Consider the following 16,599-nt stretch of genomic DNA (forward strand, 5'->3'; position numbering starts at 1 on the left):
TGATGGGACGGGGCCTTCGCGGTGGGTCATATGCCGGGACGTACCGCGCCCACGAACGACGCCTTGCGCCATCCGCCGAGCTTCTCGATCCGTACCCTTTTGCCGGTGCTCGGCGAGTGGATCATCTTGCCGTTGCCGACGTACATGCCGACGTGGCCGAACCCGCGAAAGAACATCAGGTCTCCGACCTGCAGACTCTTGTAGGAGACCTTCTTCCTGATGCGCGCGAACTGGCTGTTCGTGACGCGCGGGATCTTCAATCCGGCCTTCTTCCAGGCGAACTGGACCAGGCCTGAGCAGTCGAACGAACCAGGCCCGGTGGCACCGTAACGGTAGGGGTCACCCACCTGGTTCTTGGCCACGGCGACCGCCCTGCGGGCCATCACCTGTTGCCGAGCGACCCTTGTCTGCCTCGCGGACTTGGCGGACGTGGCCGCCTTCGTCCTGGAAGAGCCGGCGGATTCGCTCATCGTCGCCGCCTGCGCCGTCGGGGCGGGGAGGACCAAACCTCCGGCCGCCACGGTCATCGTCAGCGTTACGCCACTAAGGGCAAGGCGGGACAGACGGGGGTTGTGCGAAGAGGTAGACAGGATTTCTCCTTGAAGCTTCCACGAACGCCTACCGGGTTAGCTGACGGATTCGGGCCTGGAAGTCGCCCTACGGCGCGGTGAGCGCCGATTCACCCCTGATCCCTGGGATTCGGGATCGATGGGTCCCCGGCTCCGTGCCTCCTGGCTGCACGGACTCGGCAGATCACCGCCATGGTTCGTCTACGGGGATTACGGCGGTGATCAGCTGGATTCTGTTTATCGGTCCACATCGGAGACCCGATGGTGGTTCGCGGCGCCATGGCTTGTGCACCGCGAGGCCAGAAGCTACGCCGGTAGTCACGCTCTGGCAAAGCCTGAGTCGCGAAGTAAAGATCAGACAAAGGGTCAGTAAGGTTCTCCGCCACTGCTGGAGCCAGGGGGTCCGTTACCGGAAAGTGACCCTTCTCACACTTGACGACTCACGAGCTTGTCAGGACCCATCTGTCACACCCGTCACATCGGTCACACAAGCCAGGTGCCACGCGGAGGAGTTTTGGTCGCTGAATCGCACTTTCATACGGCTCCGCCGTAGACCGGCGGAGCTCTCGGAGAATGCGGCATCGCACCCCACACACCACCGTCCCGCCCGCCCAGCGCGAGGAGGGCGAGCGGGACCGATGGATGAGGTTACGGGCGGACGGCGCCCACGAGGCGGCGGCCGTACGAGGACAGGGCGACCACCTTGACCACGTCACCCGTCTGCGGCGCGTGCACGATCTTCCCGTTGCCCGCGTAGATGCTCACGTGCCCCAGCCCCTCGCTGAAGATGAGGTCGCCGGGCTGCAGGTCGTCGAGGGACACCTTGCGGCCGGCTCCCCAGGCCCACTGCTGCCAGGTGGTGCGGGGCAGCGTGACGCCGCCGGCGCGCCAGGAGGCCTGGGTGAGGCCCGAGCAGTCGTACCCGCCCGGCCCGGTGCCGCCGAACACGTAGGGCTTGCCGACCTGGGCGTAGGCGTAGCTCAGCACCGCCGCGGCGTTGCCCGACGCGGGACCGTCGTACTTGATCCCGGTGCTGTTGGGGTCGCCGGCCCGGTAGGCGCCGAGCTTGTTGAGCAGCTTCTTCTGCTCGGCGATGAGCTCGAGGATCTCCTTGCGGTCATCGTTGACCGAGTCGCGCTCCTTGTCGGCCGTGGCGAGGGCGTCCTGGGCGTTGTCGCGTTCGGTCTTGAGGCCGCGGTTCTCCCTGTCGAAGGCGGCGAGCTTGTCGGCGCGCCCCTGCGAGAGCTGGCCGGACAGCGCCATGCCGTACAGCATGTCGGCGGGTTCGTCACTGGTGATCATCGTCGGCAGCGCGGTGAAGTCGCCGCCTAATTTGTAGGTGTCGACCGCGATCGTGACGACCTGGTCGCGCAAGGTGGCGACGGTGGCCAGTTTACGTTTGTAGCTGTCGTTCAGCTTGGTGTAACGCTTCTTGGCCTCTTTGTACTTCTCGGTCGCGGTATTGAAACGATCGACGACCTTGTCGGCCTTGTCGTTGAGCTTTTCCAGCTTCGCCTTGGCCTGGCTGAGCGTCGGCTTCGGATCGGCCAGCGCTCCTCCCGTCGGGGTCAGTAGCAGCCCGATCGCAAGACCCGCGGCCAGTGGCACCCGGCCCAACCTCACAGCGTCGCCTCCCAGGGGATATATCTGGGGCGAAATAGTACAGAAGTGGCGGGTGAAGTCTCACCTGAACGCCATATTCGTAATCTAGGCGCGGCCCAGCCTGCGAAGCAGCAAACCAGACGGAACGGGTCTGGCTCCCATCCGCCGCACGGACTCGGCCACCTCGCGGTCGGAGGAGACCACGGCCATGGCCCGGCCCGGCGGCTCGGCGCGGACGAGCTGGCGGATCAGGTCGTCGGCGATCTCGCCCGGCGCGCTGAACAGCACCCGCACCCCGCGCGGCGCGACCACCTGGACCGGCGAGTTGAGCTCGGCGCCGTCGAACACGACGGTCACCTCGACCCGGGTCTGCGCGACGAGCCCGCCGAGGCCGGTCATCAGCCGGGTGCGCTGATCCGCGAGAGTGAGGGTGCCATAGCCGGACTTCGTCACGTTGTAGCCGTCGATGATCAGGTGCACCTGGGGCAGCGCGAGGAGCTGGTCGAGCAGCTGCGGGTCGTCGTCGGCCAGCGCGCGGGCGGGGACCCCGCGCACGCCGGGACGCTCGCCGCTGACCGCCGCGACCGAGTCTGCGGGCCGGCTGATCGTGGTGGGCAGGGCCAGCTCCCTGCGCAGCCCTGCCGAGGCGTCCTGCAGCGCGTCGAGGAGCACCCTGATGCGGGCGTCCTCGATGCTCCGGCCCTCCCGCGCGGCCCTGCGCGAGGCTTCGAGCTGCTTCTCGACGTCGGCCAGGCGCTCGCGCAGCCGCTTCAGCTCGGACTCCCCCGCACTGCCCGCGGCCGTGGCGGCGATCTTGGCGTCCTCGGCGGTCTGCTCCATCTCGTCGGCGCGGCGCACGGCCGCCTTGGTGCGCTCGCGGGCCTCGTGCAGCTTGCGGCGCAGGTCGGAGTTTTCGGCCCTGGCGGCCTTGAGCTGCTCGCGCAGCCGCTCCGTCTCCTCCTTGGCGGTGCTCTTCTGGGCGGCGAGCTGGTCGCGCAGCCGGGAGACGACCTCCTCGCGCTCCGACCCCTCGGCCGCGACCGCCGACTGCTCCAGGTCCGCCCTGGCCGACTCCACCATCTCCGCCCAGCCGGGCGGCCTGGTGAGATAGGCGGCCGCGGCGACGAGCACGGGATCGGCGGCGGGCGGCACGTTGCCCTCGGCGAGCGAGGCGGCGAGCTCCGGCCAGCCGGCGGCCACCGACTCGGCGACCACCTCGCGGAATTCCTTGTCGTTCTCCAACTGGGCGGCGATGGGCGCGCTGCCCAGCCTGGCGCGCTTGCGCGGGTCGAACTTGGCGATGCCGCGCAACGGCGGAGGCACGGAGACAGCGGGCATCGAGCCGAGGACCTGAGCCGCCAGATCTACGACATTAAGCCGCACCTGCTCGGGAAGCGGGCGAGACAGGCCTTCACCCGCTGAACTCATCCCACTGTCCCTTCATGACATGCTCTTTCAGACAAGGGTACGGCTGCCGGGTACCTGACCGTAACGGCCACCCGGATGTGGACAAGCGCTTGGTGGGCGATATACGACTGGGCGGGGACCGGTGCCCACCCAGGAGGTTCGTCATGACGGAACCGATGCGGACATCCACCCGCCACCTGCAGGAACTCCACGACCGGTTGACCGCCTGGCTGAGCGGGCGCCTCGGCGTCCCGGTGGAGGTCACCGAAGTGGCGCGGCCCTCCGCCAACGGCCTGTCGAGCGAGACCGTTTTCTTCACCGCCGCCTGGGACGGCAGGCGCGAACACTGCGTGGCGAGGCTCGCACCTGCGGGGGAGGCCGTTCCGGTCTTCCCCTCCTACGATCTCCGTACACAGTTCGACATCACGCGGCTGGCCAGGCGAAAAGCTGGAATTCCAGCACCCAGGCCGCTCTGGTTCGAGCCCGATCCCGCCCCGCTGGGCACGCCGTTCTTCGTCATGGAGCGCGTGGACGGCGAGGTGCCACCGGACGTCATGCCCTACACCTTCGGCGGCTGGCTGCACGAGGCGGCGCCGGCGGACCGGCGCAGGCTGCAGGACTCCACCGTGGGGATCCTGGCGGCGCTGCACGACGCCCGCTTCACCCAGGAAGAGTTGCCCGCGCTCGGCGCCGGCGGGCTGCGCGAGCACGTGGAGGCGCAGCGCGCCTACTACGAGTGGGCGCACGGCAAGCTGCGCATCCCGGTGCTGGAGCGGGCCTTCGACTGGCTGGAGGCGCACTGGCCCGGCGACCCGGGCGGCGACGTGCTCTGCTGGGGGGACGCGCGCATCGGGAACGTCATATACCGCGACTTCACGCCGGTGGCCGTGCTCGACTGGGAGATGGCGGCGGTGGGGCCGCGCGAGCTCGACCTGGCGTGGATGATCTTTCTGCACCGGTTCTTCCAGGACCTGACAGAGGCCATGGGCCTGCCCGGCCTGCCGGACTTCATGCGCCGTGACGACGTCTGCCGGACCTACCGAGAGCTGACCGGCCACGAGCCGCGTGACATGGAATTCCACGAGATGTACGCCGCGCTCCGGCACGGGATCATCATGGCCAGGGTGTGGCGGCGCCGGATCCACTTCGGCGAACAGGCCATGCCGGACGACCCCGACGACCTGGTCATGCACCGGGCCACGATCGAGGAGATGCTCACGGGCTAGCGTCGTAGACCAGCAGCGCGATCTGCACCCGGTTGTTCAGCCCCAGCTTGGTGAGGATGCGCGAGACGTGCGCCTTGACCGTGGGCACGCTCATGAACAGCTCGCGCCCGATCTCGGCGTTGGACCTGCCCTGGCCCACGGCCGTCGCCACCTCGCGCTCGCGGTCGCTGAGCCGCGCGAGCAGGCCGCGGGCGCGCTCGGTCCGCTGTCCGGCGCCGCCGTTGGACACATGGGTGATGAGCTGGCGGGTCACGGCCGGTGAAAGGATCGCCTCGCCAGAGGCGACCTTCCTGATCGCCGCGACCAGGTCGGCCGGCGGGATGTCCTTGAGGAGGAACCCGGCCGCGCCCGCACGCAGCGCCCGCAGCACCTGCGCGTCGGCGTGGAACGTGGTCAGCACCAGGACCTCGGGCGGCGACTTGGCGTCGCGCAGCGCCTCGGTGGCAGCGAGCCCGTCGACGCCCGGCATGCGGATGTCCATCAGCACCACGTCCGGCCGGTGTTCGGCCACCATCGGCGGCACCTGCGAGCCGTCGCCCGCCTCGCCGACGATCTCGATGTCGTCCGTCCCGCCCAGGATCATGGACAGCCCCGCCCTGACGAGCGCGTCGTCGTCGACGATCAGAACGCGGATGGGGGCGGGGGTCATGCATCCTCCCGGGAGGTCTCGGCCGGCCACGGTAGCCAGGCGCGTACGACGAAATCACCTTCGGGGGTCGGCCCGTGCTCCAGCCGCCCGCCGGCCAGCTCGGCCCGCTCGGCCAGCCCGATGAGCCCGGCCCCGGCTCCGGGGATGCGCGTGCCGTGCCGTGTCCACAGGGCGTTGCGCACCTCGGCCGACAGCCCCTCGCCAGGCGCGCCGCCCACCGCCACGACGGCGGGGGCGCCCCCGGCGTGCTTGCGGGCGTTGGTGAGGGCCTCCTGCACGATGCGGTAGAGGTTGCGGCCCAGCCCTTCCGGCGCGTGCTCGACCTTCAGGTCCAGCCGGACGTCCATGCCCGCCTGCTTGCACTCCTCCACCAGCGCGGAGAGGTCAGCCAGGGTGGGCTGCGGCCGGTCGGGCACCGGATCGTCGGCGGGCGGGGCCGGGTGGCGGAGCACGCCGATCACCTGGCGCAGATCCTGTAACGCGAGGTGGGCATTGCTCCTGATCGCCCCGGCGGCTCTGGCGATCTCCGCGGCGGGGGCGTCGGGCCTGAACTCCAGCGCGCCCGCGTGCAGGCTGAGCATGGACAGGCGGTGGGCGAGCACGTCGTGCATCTCCCTGGCGATCCGCTCGCGCTCCAGCCGCTTCGCCTCGACGGCGGCGATGTCGGCACGCTGCCGGAGCGTCCAGACGAGCTGCCGCCTGGCCCGCACCACCACGCCCCAGGCGAAGACGGTCAGCATGATGGCGACACCGAACACGAACGAGCCCAGCGGGCCCAGGTCGGGGTCCGGCCGGAGCATGACGTACGGCACCAGGGTGACCGTGCCGAGCAGGGCGACGGGACCGGAGATCTTGAACGGCCGGTGCACCGCCACCGTGAACAGCGCCACGACCGAGGCCCCGCCGACCAGCTCCAGATAGGACGACAGGACGGTGGTGACCACGGCCAGCGCGACCGGCCACCGGCGGCGCAGCCACACCGCCAGGCACGACAGGAGGCCGGCCACCTGCTCCAGCGCGACCACTGGCCCCGGCCTGATGTCGAGCTCGTTCATGGTCACCAGGGTCAGCCCGCAGGCCAGCAGGAACATGACGACGTCGACGATCCAGTCGCGGGTCGAGCGCCGCACGGGACCATCCGTGCTCCCGTCGCCGAGCAGGACGGACGGCAGCACCCACCGGTATTCGTGCGAGTCCGTCACGTTCATCGAGGTTATGCCCTACCTGGGTCGTGACGACAGCGACCAAAGTCGATGCCGGGCCAGACCTCGGACCGACGCGGCGGCCCAGGCGCGCCGGGGAGGCTGGACCGTGTGCGAGTGCTCCCTGACATCCCGAAGACCCGGCTCGGCGTGGCCGAGCTGCGCCCGCCGCGCAACCGGCCCGACCCGCGGGCGGTCGCGTGGTGGACGATCCAATGGCTGATCCTCATGCTGCCCGTGGCGGCGGCCGGCCCGGCCGCCTTCTGGTTCCTCACCGACCGGCCGCTCTGGCTGGGCGTCGCCGCGGTCGCGTTCGCCGCGGGCTGCGTCGTCCTGGCGCTGGTGGCGCCGCGGGCCTACTACCGCGTGCAGCGCTGGGAGGTCACCGAGGAGGCGGTCTACACCCGCAGGGGCTGGCTGACCCACACCTGGCGGGTGGCGCCGATGTCCCGCGTCCAGACGGTCGACACCGAGCGGGGGCCGGTCCAGCGGCTGTTCGGGCTGGCCGACGTCACCGTGACCACCGCCTCGGCCGCGGGCGCCATCAAGATCGAGGCGCTGGACCACGAGCTGGCCGCCGAGCTGGCGGCGCGGCTGACCGCGGTCACCCAGGCGACGCCGGGAGACGCCACGTGATCGGCGAGAGCTGGCAGGCGCTCTCCCCGCGCGGCCTGCGGGTGTCGGGGATCAGGTCGCTGGCGATCGCGGCGCCCGTGGTGACGGTCCTGGCACGGGTGCTGGCCGGCCTCGACTGGCCCCTGTGGCCCATCGTCGCGGCCACCGGAGGCGCGGGCGTGGTTGTCGTCGCCGGGGCGCTGGCGTACGAGGCCGCCCGGTTGCGCGCGACCCGCTGGCGGCTGACCGCCGACCGTCTGGAGGTGCGCACCGGGGTGGCCGTGCGGCAGCACCGCTCGATCCCGCGCGACCGGGTGCGCAGCGTGGACGTACGGGCCGATCCGGTACGGCGCGCGTTCGGCCTGACCCTGGTCAAGGTCGGCACCGGCGAGCACGCCGACGCCCACTCCGAGCTCGTCCTCGACTCGCTGACCGGGCACGACGCCGAGGCGCTGCGCCGCAGCCTGCTCAGGCAGGAGGCGCCGGTCGCGGACGTGGCCCTGGCGCAGCTGCGGTGGGCCTGGGCGAGGTACGCGCCGCTGTCGGTGTGGTCGTTCGCCGGCGGCGCGCTGGTCCTCGGCGCCCTGTACAAGACGCTCGACCTCCTGGGCCTGGACCTGTTCACGTCCGATGTGGCGGCCGGGGTGTGGGACTGGGTGACCGGACGGCCGTGGATGGCGGTCCCGGCGCTCCTGGCCGCGAACGCGGCCTTGGGGGTGGTGGGCGCGTTGCTGCTGTTCGCCGAGTCGTGGGGCCGCTACCGGCTGGAGCGCGAGCCGGGCAGGCTCAGGCTGAGCCGCGGGCTGCTGACGAACCGCTCGCTGACGTTGCAGGAGCGGCGGCTGCGCGGTGTGGAGATCAGCGAGCCGCTGCTGCTCAGGCTGGGCGGCGGGGCGCGGGTCAAGGCGGTCGCCACCGGGCTCGGCAAGGCGGGCGAGGACGAGAGCGAGGACGTGGCCGCGCTCACCCCGCCGCTCCCCCGCGAGCTGGCCGTGCAGGTGGCGGCGCGGGTGGCGGGGATGGCGCCGGTCAGCCCGTCACCCCATCCCGTGGCGGCCCGGCGCAGGCGGATCGTCTGGTCGCTGGCCACGGTGGCGTCCCTGGCCGCGCTCGCGGCGGGGGCGACCTGGCTCGCGGCCCGCGGCGGCCGGCCGGCCGCCGCGTCCGGGCAGTCGTGGCCTGCGGGCTGGTTCTGGCCGTCGCTCGGGGCGGCGACGGCGCTGGCGCTGCCGGTCGCGCTCTGGCTCGCCGCCGACGCCTACCGCGCGCTCGGCCACGCGCTGAGCGAGCGCCACCTGATCTGCAGGCGCGGCACGCTCACGCGGCGGACGGTGGCGCTGGACCGGGGCGGCATCGTGGGCTGGACGCTCAGCGCGACCGTCTCCCAGCGGCGCTCGGGCCTGCTGACCGTCACGGCGACCACGGCAGCCGGTGACGGCCACTACGACGTGGCGGACGTCGGACGGGGCGACGGGCTGGACCTGGCGGCGCGGGCGGTGCCGGGGCTGCTGGAGCCGTTCCTGGTGCGGTCGCAGTAGTGGGCCGCGCGGTCCCCCACGACTCGCCCATGCCCCTGTACTGGGCAAGCTCGGACCGCGCGGCCCACGTACTGCTTGCGGAAATAACCGTATTTGTCGCACTTGCAGCGGGGTTGCAGGATCTTTAACTGTTGACTGTCAACGCCCGAGCAGGACGCCGTGCACCTGGCGATCGTGCTCGACGAGCTGCTCGCGGCGGCGGGCGGCGGCACCATGCGGCTGGCGCTGCTGCTGGAGCAGGTCATCACGATGACGGCGGGCACGATCGCCGGTCTGGTGGCCGGGCTGCTCGCCGCCAACGCCGCGCTGGGCCGGATCCCGCAGTTCGCCGAGCCGCTGGTGACGCCGCCGCTCCCGCACGAGGTGGCGGCGGCGCCCGTGGCGCTGGTCACCGGCGCGGCCCTGCTGGCGAGTCTGCTGTGCGCGCTCGGCGTCTCCGAGCTGCTGCTGCGCGGCATCCGGGTGGAACGGCTCCGCGAGGCGCCTTCCTGAGATCAGCTCCCGATCGGCTTCTTGGCCAGCTCCACCAGGAACGCCCTGGTCACGGTCAGCGCGCCGGCTCGGGCCTCCCTTTCGGCCATCAGCCGGGTGTTGGCGGAGTTGGTCGGCTCGCCCTTGGGGCGTTCGGCGCCCGCGTAGTCGACCTCCACCACCACGGCCCCCTGCCGCACCATGACCGAGCCGCTGCCCGCCGACACCGCGCCCCGTCTGGTCTTGATGTACTGGCCGTGGGCCTGCTCGCCCACACCCTTGATGTCGAGCACCTTGCCCAGCTCGAGGCCGTCCAGCGACGTCTCGGCGATGTCCTTGCTCCCGCCGCGCTTGCCCGCGTAGAAGGACCTGGCGGCGGTCACGTCGGCCACGCCCGCGCGGTTGGTGAAGGAGTGCACGGTGATCAGCACGCTGCGGACCTTGGTCACCTTGTCGCCCGGCGGGACGTCCAGGTTGAGCCAGCGGCACTCGGTCTGCGTGTCGTTGCCCACCTCCAGGCCACGCGCCCTGGTGGTCGGTGCGGGCACCAGCCGGGTGGCGACCCCGGTGATGGCCTGGCAGGCGGGCGGGTAGACGACCAGCTGCGTCGGCGAGGGCGTGGGGATCGCGCTCGGCTTGGCGGTGACGGCCTTGTACGGCTGCGCGAGCACGTTCGGGTGCCGTGCCTTCCAGGCGGCCACGCCCTTGGCGATGTGCTTGATCACCGTGGTGGCCTCGCGGATCGCGTTGGCCTCGGTGACCGACTGCGTGCTGTCGTTGCTGAGGATCTTCGCGTCCTTGCGCTGCTGGCTCGCCTGGTATTTGACCTCGATGGTCATGTCATGGACGCGGGCGCGGGCGGTGCCGTAGGAGTACCACAGCAGGGTGCCCGAGCGGCGCCAGGTGTACTGGGCGAAGGCCCCGTCGCCGATGCCCTGGATCTCCTTGACGGCCGACACGTAGTCCTTGTCGCCCTTCTTCGGCGTGGGTTTGGCGGTCTCGCCGTACTTCGCGCTGCCGTACTCGATATCGAAGGAGTTCTGGGCCATGGCCCGGCCGGTCTTCGCGCCGTCGCCCCGATGCTGGGCCAGCTTGACGTCGACCTCGCGGCTGCGCCAGAACTCGCCGAAGGAGATGCGCTGGTTGGTCCAGTTGCAGGAGAAGTTGACCGTGTACTCGGAGTCCCTGGAGGCCTTGGCGACCGTCGCCTCGGGCACCAGGCGCTCGGCCTCCTCCTTCGGGAGCATCGCGCACACGTCCGGCCCGGTCACCGGGGCCGCCTTGGTGGCCTTCGCCGGGGACGTCTCCCCCTGACCCGCGGCCGGGGTGCCGAAGGTGCGCGACACCTGGCCGTACAGCAGGTAGGCGCCGGCGCTGCCGGCGACGAGCACGACGAGGCAGACCGCCACCACCGGCAGGATCCACGGGCGGCGCCGCGGCGGCCTGTGTGACGGCGGGGGCGGCATGGGAGGCCTGGTCGGTGGCTCGAGCGGCCCGCCGGGCACCTGGTGGGGGGCGGTCGGCGGTCGGTACTCGCTACCGGGATTCACGAGGGACTCCAGGGGTTTGCCATGACTTGCGGTGAAACATGCTAGTCACCCGGCTTGCAGTGCGCTTGCAGTCGCTCAATCCCGTACTGCGGTCGAGACCAGCCGGGCGGCGGCGAGCGCCGTCTTCTGGTCGGCCGCCGCGCTCACTTTGACCTGCTCGCGGCGCCAGATCACCTCCGCCACCAGGTTGCTGGTGCGCAGCAGCACCGTGCTGTCGGAGCGGCCCAGGTCAGCGGAGTTGATGGAGAGCTCGTAGCTGTTCTGCACGAACGCGGCCTCGCCCACGTCCCGCACGTCGCTGACGGCGCCGACGGCCTTGCGGAAGGCCGTGCCCTGCGCGCCCGCACGGGCGGTGCGCTCGCTGGTGAACCACAGGGCCGCGACCTCCGGGCCGCCCCGGTCGCCGTTGGGCCGCTCCGCCCAGGCCCGCACGGTGATCGAGCTGATGGTCCTGGAGCCCCTGAGCAGCTTCCACTGGCACTCGCCCGCGCGCGTCGCCGTCCGCCTCGGGGTGCCCTTCATCAGCTGGGCGGCCTGGGCATCGGTGAGCAGCTCGCACGCGGCCGGCGCCGCCGCGAACCTGCCGGGGTCCTCCTGGCCGAGCGCCGCCAGGCCGTACCAGCCTCCCGTGCCGAGCAGGGCGACGGCGGCGAGGACGGCCGGGACGAGCCACCGGCGGCGGCGCGGGGCCGGGGCGGCGGCGGAGCCCAGCACCGCGTGCAGCCCGTCGCGCACCTGCGCGGCGGTGGGCCGCGCCGCCGGGTCCTTGGCCAGCATGGCCAGCAGCAGCCCGCCGAGCTCGCGGCCGGCCCTGGCCGGCCGAGGCGGCTCGTGCAGCAGCACCGCGGCCGCCACCGCGGCGGGCATCGCGCGTTCGAACGGCGCCCGTCCCTCCACCGCCGTATACAGGCTGGCGCCCAGCGACCACAGGTCCGAGGCGGGGCCGGAGGGCTGCTCGTTGAGCCGCTCGGGCGCCATGTAGCCGGGCGAGCCGGCGCTGCCGTACCGGTCGGCCCGGCCGCCCATCGCGACCGCGATGCCGAAGTCGGTGAGCATCGCCGAGCCGTCGGCGTCGAGCAGGATGTTGGCCGGCTTGACGTCCTGGTGCACGATGCCGTGGGAGTGCGCGACCGACAGCGCCGACAGCACGCGCAGGCCGATGCGGGCCACGGCGTCCGGCGGGAGCGGGCCGTGCTCCTTGATCACCTTGTCCAGGGAACGGCCCGCGACCAGGTCCAGGATGATCCACGGCTGGCCGCCCTCGAGCACGACGTCGTGGACCAGGACGATGGCGGGGTCGCGCAGCCGCCCGGCGGATCTGGCCTCGTGGATGGCCCGGTCGGCGAACTCCGCCCGCTCGTGCGGCGTCAGCTCCGCCGGAACGCGGACCTGCTTGACCGCGACCTGCCGGTTGAGCACCTCGTCGTGCGCCCGCCACACCGTGCCCGCGCCGCCCTCGCCGAGCCGCTCCACGAGGTGGTAGCGGCCCGCTAGCAGGTAGCGGTCAGCCCGCACGGCGCAACGCCTGTTCGCTCGCCTGCGCGGCCTTCAGGCCCGCCTGCTTGATGTCCTCGTCCCTGGGCCGGTTGGCGAGCGTGGTGTACTCGACGCTCACCACCAGGTTGGCCAGGCGGTAGAAGACGACGGCGGAGTGGATCCGGCCCGTGCTGCCCTTGAGCTCGAAGGTGAACGCCTCCTCGCCGACGCCGCCGATGGCCCGGACGGGGGTGCGCGTCACCGACTGGGCGTTCTTGACGCCGATCTCCGGCCAGACCCAGTCGATCTTTTCGTGCTTGGCCCAGAAGCGGTGCTGGTTGGCGAACAGGGTGCGGGCCGTCTCGGGGGTCATGGCCCACGGATCGCGGGTGTCGGAGTCCTTCTGGATCTGCACCTCCACGCCGGTGCTCTGGATGGTCCAGCCGCACTGCGGACCGTCCTCGTCGGCGCTCGACTTGGCCTTGGGCGGCTGCTGGGTGCGCAGCAGCAGGCCGACCTCCTCCGGAGGCAACAGGGAGCACACGTCCATGGGCACAGTGAACGCCGCAGGCAGCCCCTTGTCCTGATTTTTCAGGATAAGAACCACGGCGGTGGCCGCCGCGGCCACGACCGCCACCGCCACCACGCCGGCGATCCACGGCAGCAGCCTGCCACGCCGCTTGACCGGCCCCGGCGCCGTCACCTCGTGGTGCACCGGCAGCACGGCCGGCTCGCCGGCGGCGACCTGCCGCAGCGCCTGGATCATCACCGGCGCGGCGGGCCTGGCGCCCGGATGCCGCGCCATCATGGCCGTGAGCAGCGGGCCGAGCGGGCCCGGCGCGGCCGGCAGCGGCTGCGTCAGCGTCGCCCTGATCCGCTCCGCCGCCGTGCCGCCGTAGGCCGGCCGGCCCGTCGCCGCGAGATAGAGCGTCGCGCCGAGCGACCACACGTCGCTGGCCGGCCCGCCGGCCTCGCCCTCCAGGCGCTCCGGGGCGATGAAGCCGGGCGAGCCGATCATCAGGCCCTGCTCGGTCAGCGTCGCCTGGCCCTCCTGCCTGGCGATGCCGAAGTCGGTGAGCACCACCCTGCCGCTTTCGGTGAGGAAGACGTTGCCCGGCTTCACGTCGCGGTGCTGCAGCCCGCGCCCGTGCGCGGCGGACAGCGCGTCGAGCATCTCGGCACCGATCCTGGCCGCGTACTCCGTCGGCATCGGCCCGTGCGCCTGCACCGCCTCGCCGAGAGTGCTGCCACGCAGCAGCTCCATGACCAGCCACGGCCGCTCGTACTCGACGACGACGTCATGCAGCGCCACGATGCCCGGGTGGCGCATCTGCGCCATCGCCTGGGCCTCGCGCACGGCCCTGGTGACCAGCTCCTCCCGCTCCTTGGGAGACAGGCCCTCGGGCAGCGTGAGCTCCTTGACCGCCACCTCGCGGTCAAGCATCTCGTCCCTGGCCAGCCAGACACGGCCCATGCCGCCGCTGCCGAGCGGCCGCAGGAGGGAGTAGCGGCCGGCGAGTCTTCCCCCGGACATAAAGGGAAGGGTAACGAAGGTTCAAGCCGAATAGTTATTCGTTCGGCGCGCGCAACTGTCGGTGCTCCTCTCTATGGTCTTGGATCGTGGATCCGGTACAAGGCACCCTCGACGAGCTCGGCACCCCGCTGAGCGACGTCACGTTCGTCGTGTTCGACCTCGAGACGACCGGTGGATCGCCGGCCGAGCACATGATCACCGAGATCGGCGCGGTCAAGGTGCGGGCGGGCGAGGTGCTCGGGGAGTTCTCCACGCTGGTCGATCCCGGCGGGCCGATCCCGCCGTTCATCTCCGTGCTGACCGGCATCACCGACGCCATGGTGGTGGCGGCGCCGCGCATCGAGGCCGTGCTGCCGAGCTTCCTGGAGTTCATCCGCGGCGCCACCCTGGTCGCCCACAACGCCGGCTTCGACACCCGCTTCGTCAAGTCCGCCTGCGCCGCCCACGGCTATCCTCCGCCCGCCAACCCGGTCGTCGACACCGTCGACCTGGCCCGGCGGGTGCTGACCCGCGACGAGACGCCCAACGCCAAGCTGGCCACCCTCGCCCGGTTCTTCCGCAGCCCCACCGAGCCGTGCCACCGCGCGCTGGAAGACGCCAGGGCCACCGTCCACGTGCTCCACGGCCTCATCGAGCGGGCCGGCTCCTTCCAGGTGCACACCCTCGAAGAGCTCAAGTCGTTCGTCCGCGCCCCCACGCCCGAGCAGCAGCGCAAGCGCCACCTGGCCGAGTCGGTGCCCCACTCCCCCGGCGTCTACCTCTTCGAGGACGAGCGCGGCGAGGTCCTCTACATCGGCAAGAGCACCAACCTGCGCAACCGCGTGCGCTCCTACTTCACCGCCAGCGAGACCAGGCCGCGGATCCGCGAGATGATCGGCATCGCCGAGCAGGTCCGCCACATCGTCTGCTCGACCGCGCTGGAGGCAGAGGTCAGGGAGCTGCGCCTGATCGGCGGCGCCAAGCCCCGCTACAACCGCAGATCCCGCTTCCCCGAGAAGGTCGTCTGGCTCAAACTCACCGACGAGCCGTTCCCGCGCCTGTCGATCGTCCGCGAGATCAGGGACGACGACGCCGCCTACCTCGGCCCCTTCTCCAGCACCCGCCTCGCCGACGACGCCCGCATCGCCCTGCACGAGGCGCTGCCGCTGCGCCAGTGCACCCAGCCGATCACCCTGCGCACCCGCCGCACGGCCTGCGTGCTGCACGAGATGGGCCGCTGCGGCGCCCCCTGCGAAGGCAAGCAGAGCCAGGCCGACTACTCCGTCCACGTGGAGATCGCCCGCCGCGCGATGCTCCTCGACGCCTCTCCTGTCTTCCAGGCGGTCTCGGCCCGCATGGAGCGCCTGTCGGTCGAGCAGCGCTACGAGGAGGCGTCCGTCGACCGCGATCGCCTGGCCGCCTTCGTCCGCGCCGCCGCCCGCATGCAGCGCCTCGCCGCGATCACCAGCATCCCCCACCTGGTGGCCGCCAGCCCCGCCTTCGACGGCGGCTGGGAGATCCACGTGATCAGATACGGCAGGCTCGCCGCGGCCGGCGTCATGCCCCGCGGCGCCCACCCCACCCCGTTCGTGGCCTCCCTCACCGCCACCGCCGAGGCGGTCATCCCCGGCCCCGGCCCGGTCCACGCGGCCAGCGCCGAGGAGACCGAGTGCATCCTGCGCTGGCTGGAGTCCCCCGGGGTGCGACTGGTCGAGGTCGACGGCCAGTGGAGCCTGCCGGCCCGCGGCGCCGCCCGCCACAAGGCCCGCATCGACCTCGCCTACCGTGGCCTCGACCAGCCCCGCAGCCGGGAGGGGCGGCCTCTGCGGTGATTCGCTACAGTTGACCCATGGTCACGGCAATCGTTCACATCAATGCCGACGTGGGCCGGATCCCGGAGGTCGCTGAGACGATCGCGGAGATCGACGGCGTCAGCGAGGTCTACTCCATCACCGGCGAATTCGACCTGCTGGCCATGGTGCGCGTGGCCGCCTACGAGCAGATCGCCGAGGTCATCCCCGGCCACATCAACAAGGTCCCCGGCGTCCTGCACACCGAGACGCACATCGCCTTCCGCACCTACTCCAAGCACGACCTGGACGCGGCCTTCTCCATCGGCTTCCCCGAGGCGGACTAGCCCCCTCCTCGCCCCGGCTCCCGCCCATCGGCGGCAGCGGGAGCGTGCTCAACCTGCCGCACCGGTGGGCAGACCTTTCACGGACTCCCCCGAGCCGGATCCAGCCACCCGGCAACCTCGCCGACGACGGCGAGGGAGCGTGTCTTCTTTCCCGCCGTGGGTTTTCAAGGTCTTTTACGGCACGGCCAAGGGAGGCCCACCCGCCGCACAGGGCTGGGGGCCTCCAGGAATACGGCCTCTGACCCCGCACGGGGCGGGCCGCCGTTACGCGCGCCCGTTGCACCGTCTGAGCGGTTCACAGCCATCGGTCCCCTCGGCCGAGTCTCTCGACAGGCGGGCCCGGGGCAACTCGATGCGCTGAGGCGGGCAGGCTCCAGGTCCGCGGGAGGGCATGGGGTGATCGCTTGAGTCGGGCGTCCTTGGGTGACGGTCGTGGACTTGGGTGGACGCTCCGGCCTCCTTGGCCGCCCCCCGCGAGCCGGGCCCTTCGAGGTCCTGTCCACGACTCGAACCGCTCAGACGGGATAGCGGGCGCGCGTAACGGCGGGCGGCCCCGTGCGGGTCAGAGGCCGTACTCCTGGAGGCCTCCGGCCCCGTGCGGCGGGTGGGCCTCCCATGGCCGTGCCGTAAAAGACCTTGAAACT

At 71.7% G+C, this 16,599-nt stretch carries 14 protein-coding genes and 1 riboswitch; of the genes, 6 read left to right on the top strand and 8 right to left on the bottom strand.

Annotation, left to right across the window (positions count from 1 at the left end):
* Positions 1-26: 26 nt before the first annotated feature.
* The 3 genes from V5E28_RS47600 to V5E28_RS47610 all read right to left on the bottom strand — a co-directional run bounded on the left by V5E28_RS47600 (position 27) and on the right by V5E28_RS47610 (position 3,599).
* Positions 27-470, bottom strand: coding sequence for a C40 family peptidase (locus tag V5E28_RS47600; protein ID WP_336216933.1), 444 nt, complete (start codon positions 468-470; stop codon positions 27-29).
* Positions 471-600: 130 nt separating this feature from the next.
* Positions 601-761: riboswitch (cyclic di-AMP (ydaO/yuaA leader) on the bottom strand.
* A 456-nt stretch (positions 762-1,217) separates the two neighbouring features.
* A complete protein-coding gene (locus tag V5E28_RS47605) occupies positions 1,218-2,177 on the bottom strand; it encodes a C40 family peptidase (protein WP_336216934.1) in 960 nt (319 codons plus the stop codon).
* A 99-nt stretch (positions 2,178-2,276) separates the two neighbouring features.
* Positions 2,277-3,599 carry an NYN domain-containing protein gene (locus V5E28_RS47610; RefSeq protein ID WP_336216935.1) on the bottom strand — a complete coding sequence of 441 codons (1,323 nt, stop codon included), beginning with the start codon at positions 3,597-3,599 and terminating at the stop codon, positions 2,277-2,279.
* Between the two features lie 143 nt (positions 3,600-3,742).
* Here V5E28_RS47610 and V5E28_RS47615 point away from each other — a divergent pair, with 143 nt between their 5' ends.
* Positions 3,743-4,804, top strand: a complete 1,062-nt coding sequence (locus V5E28_RS47615) for a phosphotransferase family protein (RefSeq protein WP_336216936.1) — start codon at positions 3,743-3,745, stop codon at positions 4,802-4,804.
* Here V5E28_RS47615 and V5E28_RS47620 read toward each other — a convergent pair.
* Together V5E28_RS47620 and V5E28_RS47625 are read right to left on the bottom strand one after the other, a co-directional pair.
* Complete coding sequence (locus V5E28_RS47620) at positions 4,794-5,453, bottom strand: response regulator transcription factor (protein ID WP_336216937.1); 660 nt, start codon at positions 5,451-5,453, stop codon at positions 4,794-4,796. The two genes, V5E28_RS47615 and V5E28_RS47620, sit on opposite strands and share 11 nt — an antisense overlap.
* Complete coding sequence (locus V5E28_RS47625) at positions 5,450-6,655, bottom strand: sensor histidine kinase (RefSeq protein ID WP_336216938.1); 1,206 nt, start codon at positions 6,653-6,655, stop codon at positions 5,450-5,452. Before V5E28_RS47625 ends, V5E28_RS47620 begins: the two co-directional genes overlap by 4 nt.
* Before the next feature lie 111 nt (positions 6,656-6,766).
* On the opposite strand from V5E28_RS47625, the gene V5E28_RS47630 reads away from it, so the two are divergent.
* From V5E28_RS47630 to V5E28_RS47640, 3 genes are all read left to right on the top strand, one after another.
* Positions 6,767-7,291 (top strand): PH domain-containing protein, encoded by a 525-nt coding sequence (locus tag V5E28_RS47630; protein ID WP_336216939.1) that lies wholly within the window; start codon positions 6,767-6,769, stop codon positions 7,289-7,291.
* The gene (locus tag V5E28_RS47635) at positions 7,288-8,808 is read left to right on the top strand and encodes a PH domain-containing protein (protein WP_336216940.1); all 1,521 of its coding nucleotides are present in this window, start codon (positions 7,288-7,290) and stop codon (positions 8,806-8,808) included. The genes V5E28_RS47630 and V5E28_RS47635 overlap by 4 nt, the downstream gene beginning before the upstream one ends.
* 159 nt (positions 8,809-8,967) lie before the next feature.
* On the top strand, positions 8,968-9,300 hold the full coding sequence (locus tag V5E28_RS47640; RefSeq protein WP_336216941.1) for a hypothetical protein: 333 nt from the start codon (positions 8,968-8,970) through the stop codon (positions 9,298-9,300).
* A gap of 2 nt (positions 9,301-9,302) precedes the next feature.
* Here the strand turns inward: V5E28_RS47640 and V5E28_RS47645 are convergent, their stop codons facing one another.
* The 3 genes from V5E28_RS47645 to V5E28_RS47655 form a co-directional block, all read right to left on the bottom strand.
* The gene (locus V5E28_RS47645; RefSeq protein ID WP_336216942.1) at positions 9,303-10,688 is read right to left on the bottom strand and encodes a hypothetical protein; all 1,386 of its coding nucleotides are present in this window, start codon (positions 10,686-10,688) and stop codon (positions 9,303-9,305) included.
* A gap of 216 nt (positions 10,689-10,904) precedes the next feature.
* The gene (locus tag V5E28_RS47650; RefSeq protein ID WP_336216943.1) at positions 10,905-12,344 is read right to left on the bottom strand and encodes a serine/threonine-protein kinase; all 1,440 of its coding nucleotides are present in this window, start codon (positions 12,342-12,344) and stop codon (positions 10,905-10,907) included.
* Positions 12,334-13,839 carry a serine/threonine-protein kinase gene (locus V5E28_RS47655; protein ID WP_336216944.1) on the bottom strand — a complete coding sequence of 502 codons (1,506 nt, stop codon included), beginning with the start codon at positions 13,837-13,839 and terminating at the stop codon, positions 12,334-12,336. Before V5E28_RS47655 ends, V5E28_RS47650 begins: the two co-directional genes overlap by 11 nt.
* Positions 13,840-13,925: 86 nt before the next feature.
* Between V5E28_RS47655 and V5E28_RS47660 the strand changes: the two genes are divergently transcribed.
* Together V5E28_RS47660 and V5E28_RS47665 are read left to right on the top strand one after the other, a co-directional pair.
* Complete coding sequence (locus V5E28_RS47660) at positions 13,926-15,650, top strand: DEDD exonuclease domain-containing protein (protein ID WP_336216945.1); 1,725 nt, start codon at positions 13,926-13,928, stop codon at positions 15,648-15,650.
* Between the two features lie 17 nt (positions 15,651-15,667).
* Positions 15,668-15,955, top strand: coding sequence for an Lrp/AsnC family transcriptional regulator (locus V5E28_RS47665; protein ID WP_336216946.1), 288 nt, complete (start codon positions 15,668-15,670; stop codon positions 15,953-15,955).
* The last annotated feature ends 644 nt before the right edge of the window (positions 15,956-16,599 follow it).

Source organism: Nonomuraea sp. LPB2021202275-12-8, from assembly GCF_037044575.1.
In the GTDB taxonomy this organism is placed as follows: Bacteria; Actinomycetota; Actinomycetes; order Streptosporangiales; family Streptosporangiaceae; genus Nonomuraea.